A 6,697-nucleotide genomic window follows, 5' to 3' on the forward strand; every position below is an offset into this window, starting at 1 on the left:
CCCCGCGACGCCGCGCCCGCCACCGCCCCCGCCGGCGTCCTCGCCGCCATCTGGCGGGACGTCCTCGGCGTGGCGGAGATCGGCCCGGACGACGACTTCTGGGACCTGGGCGGCAATTCGCTGTACGCGATCCGGATCGGCACGCTCGCCCGGGAGCGCGGGCTGCCCGGCATACCGCTGCGGCAGCTGTATCTGACGCCGACGCTGGGGGCGCTGTCCGAAGCGCTGGCCCGGGAGGCGTGAGAGAGGGACAGGACGAGGGGGCGACCGCGCCGCGGCGGCCGCCCCCTCGCACGCGGTGGCTACACGAAGCGCTGGTTCGCGCCGCCGTCGCACGTCTGGAGCTTGAGCGGGTCCTTGGCCCCCGCCAGCGTCAGACACAGTCCGGTCGCGGCGGCCGGGCGGACGGTGCCCGCCTGCCGGACGAACTTCTGGTTGGCCGCGCCCGAGCAGTCCCACACGACGAGCGTGGCGCCGGCGTTGTACTTGGCGCCCGGCACGTCCAGGCAGCGGTCGTGGCTGAGCGCGGTGCGGGCCGTGTGCGTACCGGCGTCGTACCACCAGTTCTGGTTGCGCCCGCCGTGGCAGTCCCAGCCGCCGATCGCTGTGCCGTTACGGGTGACCGAGGCGGGCACGTCCACACAGGCCCCGGTCGCCTCGTTCTTCAGCGGGGCGAACAGGTCGTCGAAGGCCGCTCCCGTCAGGACCGGGTTCCCCGTGCTCGCGGGGTCGGCGCAGCTCGCCTCGCGCAGCCCGGAGTCGTACAGCTGGGTGAGGCAGGAGGCGAAGGCCCGGTGGCCGGCCGCGTTGGGGTGGAAGGACTGCCGGACGGAGTTCTCGTCGGGCAGGCCCGGCTTGCTCACGTCGATGAAGAGCCCGCGCGCCCAGGTGTTCTCGGTGCAGACCTCGTGGCCGTGGAAGAGCCGCGAGTTGTCGAGGTAGGAGGCCCCGGTGGCGGCGGCGGCCTTGCGCATGCCGGCCTGGAAGGCGGGCACGGCGGTGTTGCGGCCCCAGACCGTGTCGGAGTCGTAGCCGAGTCCGCCGCAGACGAGCTTGCCGGGGAACTTCGGGTTGTCGCGGAAGTCCGGGCCGATCGGGCTCGGGTAGCCCATCAGGACGAGCTTGTAGTCGTTGTCCCCGTACCCGGCGCCCGTCATGACGGTGCGCAGGTCGCGGACGGTCTGCTCGACCTTCGGGACCAGCGCGTCGACCCGGGCCTGCCAGCCGCCCGCGTACTTCGGCTCGCAGGGGCCCTGGAGGCTGATGTAGCGGACCACGCAGTCGGTCATGACCGGGCCGAACTGGAGGTCGTCGTTGGCCCCGGCGACCAGGACGATCATCTTGATCCGGGTGTTGCGGGCCTTGATCGCGAGGCTGTCGCTCTGCACGAGCTCGTCGGCGTACTGCTTGTTTCCGCCGATTTTGATGTTTCCGGTATAGGCGCCGGAACACGAGACGTTGTACGTGACGTCCGCCGCGATGCCCGTGCGGTGGATGGCGGCGTCCGGTGAGCGGTGGCACCAGTTGTCCGGCCCGTTGGTGCCGGGGTCGTAGGTGCCGACGCCCTCGCCGGATATCTCGCTGTCGCCGAGCGAGATCAGCCCGGTCCTGCGGTCGCCGAGCGGCCGCTCGGCGGGGCTCCCGTACAGCTGGGTGGCCTCGGCGGCCCGGACGGCTTCCAGTGCGGGCGGGAGAGGGGTGGATGCGATAGAGCTGGTACCCGACTCCGTCGCGCCCGCGGGTCCGGCGGCGGCCATACCGCCGACGGCGGCCGCGAGCGCGACGGCGGCCGCGACCGTACAGCGGAGCCGGCGAAGGCTTCCGAGCCCTCGAAGTCTGGTGCTGGTGCGCCTCATTGCGCCTCCCGATAGTGGTTACCCCCGGTATTTACTGGTCGGTAGGCGACTTGGGAATACATGGAACAAGAGAAGTGCTCATCTTTTTCAGGAGGTTTAAACACCATGGTCGACACGTCGGGCGGGACGCCCCGTGACAGCGGATTCCGGATCGAGCACGACTCGATGGGTGAGGTGAAGGTCCCCGCGGACGCCAAGTGGCGCGCCCAGACCCAGCGGGCGGTGGAGAACTTCCCCGTCTCCGGGCAGCGTCTCGAGCGGGCGCACATCGAAGCGCTGGCCCGGATCAAGGGCGCGGCGGCCAAGGTCAACGCCGAGCTGAAGGTACTGGATCCGGACATCGCCGCCGCGATCCGGGAGGCCGCCGCCGAGGTCGCTTCGGGGCGCTGGGACGAGCACTTCCCGGTCGACGTGTTCCAGACGGGTTCGGGCACCTCGTCGAACATGAACACCAACGAGGTGATCGCCACCCTCGCCACCGAGCGCCTCGGCCGCGAGGTCCACCCCAACGACCACGTGAACGCCTCCCAGTCGTCCAACGACGTCTTCCCGTCCTCCATCCACATCGCCGCCACCGCCGCCGTCACCGCCGACCTGATCCCCGCCCTGGACCACCTGGCGGAATCCCTGGGGCGGAAATCGGCCGAATTCGCGGAGGTCGTGAAGTCCGGCCGTACGCATCTGATGGACGCCACCCCGGTCACCCTCGGCCAGGAGTTCGGCGGCTACGCGGCCCAGATCCGCTACGGCGTGGAGCGGCTGCGCGCCTCTCTCCCCCGGCTCGCCGAACTGCCCCTGGGAGGTACGGCGGTGGGCACCGGCATCAACACCCCGCCCGGCTTCTCCGCCGCCGTGATCGCGGAGGTCGCGGACGCCACGGGGCTGCCGCTCACCGAGGCCCGCGACCACTTCGAGGCACAGGGCGCGCGGGACGGGCTCGTGGAGACCTCCGGCCAGCTGCGGACCATCGCCGTGTCGCTGACCAAGATCTCCAACGATCTGCGGTGGATGGCGTCGGGGCCGCGCACCGGCCTCGCCGAGATCGCGCTGCCCGACCTCCAGCCCGGCTCGTCGATCATGCCGGGCAAGGTCAACCCGGTGATCCCCGAGGCGGTCCTGATGGTCGCCGCCCAGGTCACCGGCAACGACGCGACGGTCGCCACGGCCGGCGCCGCGGGCAACTTCGAGCTGAACGTGATGCTCCCGGTCATCGCGAAGAACCTGCTGGAGTCCGTACGGCTGCTGGCCAACGTCTCCCGGCTGCTCGCGGACCGTACGGTCGACGGCATCACCGCCGACGTGGAGCGGGCCCGCGCCTACGCCGAGTCCTCGCCGTCCGTGGTGACCCCGCTGAACAAGTACATCGGCTACGAGGAGGCGGCGAAGGTCGCCAAGAAGTCCCTCAAGGACGGGACGACGATCCGCGAGACGGTCCTGGCCTCGGGCTACGTCGAGCGCGGCGACCTGACGATGGAGCAGCTCGACGAGGCGCTGGACGTGCTGCGGATGACGCGCCCGTGAGCGCGGGGGCGGTCGCCGGGTGACGCCGGGGGTTCCCGGTGACGCCCGGGAGCGCCCCGTGAGACCCCCGGGTGTCCGGCGATCGGGACGGGGTGACCCGAGTCGCAGCGGGCCGGTGGGAGTGCTCCGTAAGATCCCTCCATGACAGGTACGGGAGAGTACGCACGCTGGGCGCCGGGGGACCAGATCCTCTGGCGCTACCGCGACAACGGCCGGGCCCACCGGACGGCCGGCGCCCCGCCCGTGCACATCTGCCGTCCGGTGACCGTCGTCCAGGACACCGACGAGCTGCTCGCCGTCTGGATGGCGCCGGGCACCGAATGCGTGCGGCCGGTACTGGCCGACGGCACCCAGGTGCACGCCGAGCCGCTGGCCACCCGCTACACCGCGCCGCGCACCACGGCCCGCTCGACCTGGTTCGGCTCCGGGGTGCTGAAGCTGGCCAGGCCCGGGGACCCGTGGTCGGTGTGGCTGTTCTGGGACCGGGGCTGGATGTTCCGCAACTGGTACGTGAATCTGGAGGAGCCCCGGACCCGGTGGTCCGGAGGGGTGGATTCCGAGGATCACTTTCTCGACATCTCCGTGAACCCCGACCGGAGCTGGAAATGGCTCGACGAGGACGAGTTCGCCCAGGCTCAGCACGTCGGCCTGATGGACCGGGAGACCGCGGCCCGGGTCCGGGAGGCGGGCCGCGCGGCGGTCGAGGTGATCACCGGTTGGGGGGCTCCGTTCCGGGACGGGTGGGAGCACTGGCGGCCCGATCCGCGGTGGCGGGTGCCGCCGCTTCCGGATGACTGGGACCGCACCCCTGCCCGGATGCCGTCGTGAGACCCTGGAGAGACCCTTCGGGCGGTCCGGTCGGCAGGTCCGGTCGTACGGAGGGCTGATCGCCGCAACCAGCGGGCACCACACCGGAACTGACCACAAGTCACCACACCGGTCGTGCGGAGGGACGGGCCACGGACCCGGCCGTTCCGCTCGGTCGCGGGAGCCACTACGAGGGGGTGGAGACGTGCACGCTGTCCACTGCCCTCTCGCCGCGTCCGCCGCCGGAGGAGTCGCCTGTCGGCCATCTCCGAGGCGCTCGGTTTCGGCCCCTTCAACGAGGGCATCCGGTGACAGCCGTTGTTCTTCCCGCGCTTGCCGGGGCACAGTAGCGCCCCACGAGGTGACTGCCTCATACAACCGGCCCGGACGGACGGAATCCCACGCGTGACGGAGCACCCCACCTCCCACGAAGGCCGGCAGCCTCTGGCGGCCCGGCAGCAGGAGCGCACCCGGCCCCGGCAGCAGGACGCCGCGGCCGCGGCCGCCGCTGCCGCGGTCCCGGCTCCGGCCGCCGCGCCGAACCCGGGTCCAGGAGCGGCCGCCGTCGCCGAGGCGCAGGCGGCCACCCGCCGCGAGGGCGACCGGCTGCGCTTCGTCGGCGCCGCGACCCGGCGGATCGCCCGGGGCATAGACCTGGACGAGATCGTCCTCGGGCTGTGCCGGGCCAGCGTGCCGACGTTCTCCGACGCGATCCTCGTCTATCTGCGCGACCCGCTCCCGGTGGGCGACGAGCGCCCGGTGAGCCCGTTCGTCCTGCGGCTGCGCCGCAGCGACCGGCTGCGCGTCAGCGACGAGGAGGGCGGCGAGGCGTCCGGCTCCGAGACCGAGCGGCTGCGTCCGCTGATCCTCGACCCGCAGGCCGATCTGATGCCGGCCGCCGAGCTGTGCGAGGTGCGGGCGGGCGGTGCGCTGGCCGAGGTGCTGCGCGGGGTGCGGCCGGTCTTCGGCGACTCAGCCGCGGCGCGGGCCGCCCTGCCGGAGCTGCTCGGCCCCGGCCGGTCCGTCCCCACCGGGCACCGGGCGATCCTCGCCCCGCTGCGCGGCCGGCGCCGGGTCATCGGGGCCGCGGTGTTCGTGCGCGGCACCGAGCGCACCCCGTTCGAGGCCAGCGATCTGCTGGTCGCGGCGCAATTGGCGACGCACACCGCGCTCGGCATCGACAAGGCCGTGCTGTACGGGCGCGAGGCCTACATCGCCGACGAGCTGCAGCGCACGATGCTGCCCGACTCGCTCCCCCAGCCCACCGGCGTCCGGCTCGCCTCGCGCTACCTCCCGGCGGCCGAGACGGCCCGGGTCGGCGGCGACTGGTACGACGCGATCCCGCTGCCCGGCAGCCGGGTCGCGCTGGTCGTCGGCGATGTGATGGGCCACTCCATGACATCGGCGGCGATCATGGGCCAGCTCCGGACGACGGCGCAGACCCTGGCCCAGCTCGACCTGCCGCCGCAGGAGGTCCTGCACCACCTGGACGAGCAGGCGCAGCGCCTGGGCAGCGACCGGATGGCGACCTGCCTGTACGCGGTCTACGACCCGGTCGCGCACCGGATCACCATCGCCAACGCCGGACACCCGCCGCCCGTGCTGCTCCACCTGGGCGGCCGGGCCGAGGTGCTCGTGGTGCCGCCGGGCGCCCCGATCGGGGTGGGCGGCGTGGACTTCGAGGCCGTCGAGCTGGACGCCCCGGCCGGCGCCACGCTGCTCCTCTACACCGACGGTCTGGTGGAGTCGCGGCTGCGGGACGTGTGGACGGGCATCGAGCAGCTGCGGGAGCGCCTCGCGGCGACCGCGCAGCTCACCGGACCGGACCACTCGCCGCCGCTGGAGGCCCTGTGCGACGACGTGCTGGACATGCTCGGCCCGGGTGACCGGGACGACGACATCGCGCTGCTGGCCGCCCGCTTCGACGGGATCGCGCCGAGCGACGTGGCGTACTGGTACCTGGAGCCCGAGGACGCGGCTCCGGGACGGGCCCGTCGGCTGGCCCGGCGGGCGCTGAGCCGCTGGGGTCTCGACGACCTGGCCGACGAGGTGGAGCTGCTGGTCAGCGAGGTCGTCACCAACGCGGTGCGCTACGCGGAGCGGCCGGTGACGCTGCGGCTGCTGCGGACCGACATCCTGCGCTGCGAGGTCGGCGACGACTCCCCGCAGCTGCCCAGGCAGCGCCGGGCGCGGGAGACGGACGAGGGCGGGCGCGGGCTGTTCCTGGTCAACCGGCTGGCCCGGCGGTGGGGGGCGACGCGCCTTTCGACGGGCAAGGTCGTCTGGTTCGAGATGGCGACCCGGGGGCAGTGAGGAGCCCGCCGGGGGCGGCATGACAGGAGGGGCGGGCCCGCGGGCCCGCCCCTCCTGTCGTCACGGCCTCACTGTCCGAGCAGTCCGTTGCCGCCCGGCCGTTCGCCCGGCTGGCCGTCGTCCTCCCCGGGCTGGGGCGGCACCTCCGGGCTCGTGGAGGGCGCGGTGGGGGGCGTGCTGCTGGGCGGCTGTCTCTTATA

5 protein-coding genes are annotated in these 6,697 nt (G+C 73.0%); 4 read left to right on the forward strand and 1 reads right to left on the reverse strand.

Annotated features, from left to right (window positions below):
* Positions 1 to 243 (forward strand): phosphopantetheine-binding protein (locus HET64_RS34650; protein ID WP_251146292.1); only part of this gene is annotated, 243 nt, incomplete at its 5' end.
* 59 nt (positions 244 to 302) lie between these two features.
* Here HET64_RS34650 and HET64_RS34655 read toward each other — a convergent pair.
* Positions 303 to 1,856, reverse strand: coding sequence for a ricin-type beta-trefoil lectin domain protein (locus tag HET64_RS34655; RefSeq protein ID WP_215111218.1), 1,554 nt, complete (start codon positions 1,854 to 1,856; stop codon positions 303 to 305).
* 105 nt (positions 1,857 to 1,961) lie between these two features.
* Between HET64_RS34655 and HET64_RS34660 the strand changes: the two genes are divergently transcribed.
* The 3 genes from HET64_RS34660 (at position 1,962) to HET64_RS34670 (ending at position 6,497) form a co-directional block, all read left to right on the forward strand.
* Positions 1,962 to 3,377, forward strand: coding sequence for an aspartate ammonia-lyase (locus tag HET64_RS34660; RefSeq protein WP_215111219.1), 1,416 nt, complete (start codon positions 1,962 to 1,964; stop codon positions 3,375 to 3,377).
* Positions 3,378 to 3,518: 141 nt separating this feature from the next.
* Positions 3,519 to 4,205, forward strand: coding sequence for a DUF402 domain-containing protein (locus HET64_RS34665; RefSeq protein WP_215111220.1), 687 nt, complete (start codon positions 3,519 to 3,521; stop codon positions 4,203 to 4,205).
* 384 nt (positions 4,206 to 4,589) lie between these two features.
* A complete protein-coding gene (locus tag HET64_RS34670; protein WP_210933612.1) occupies positions 4,590 to 6,497 on the forward strand; it encodes an ATP-binding SpoIIE family protein phosphatase in 1,908 nt (635 codons plus the stop codon).
* Positions 6,498 to 6,697: the final 200 nt, after the last annotated feature.

Origin of the sequence: Streptomyces sp. McG3 (assembly GCF_018619185.1) — a bacterium.
Classification (GTDB): domain Bacteria; phylum Actinomycetota; class Actinomycetes; order Streptomycetales; family Streptomycetaceae; genus Streptomyces.

Excerpts from the sequence above, each read along its gene's own strand:
- HET64_RS34655 (WP_215111218.1), bottom strand. The coding sequence starts at position 1,856 with ATGAGGCGCACCAGCACCAGACTTCGAGGGCTCGGAAGCCTTCGCCGG.
- HET64_RS34660 (WP_215111219.1), top strand. The coding sequence starts at position 1,962 with ATGGTCGACACGTCGGGCGGGACGCCCCGTGACAGCGGATTCCGGATC.
- HET64_RS34665 (WP_215111220.1), top strand. The coding sequence starts at position 3,519 with ATGACAGGTACGGGAGAGTACGCACGCTGGGCGCCGGGGGACCAGATC.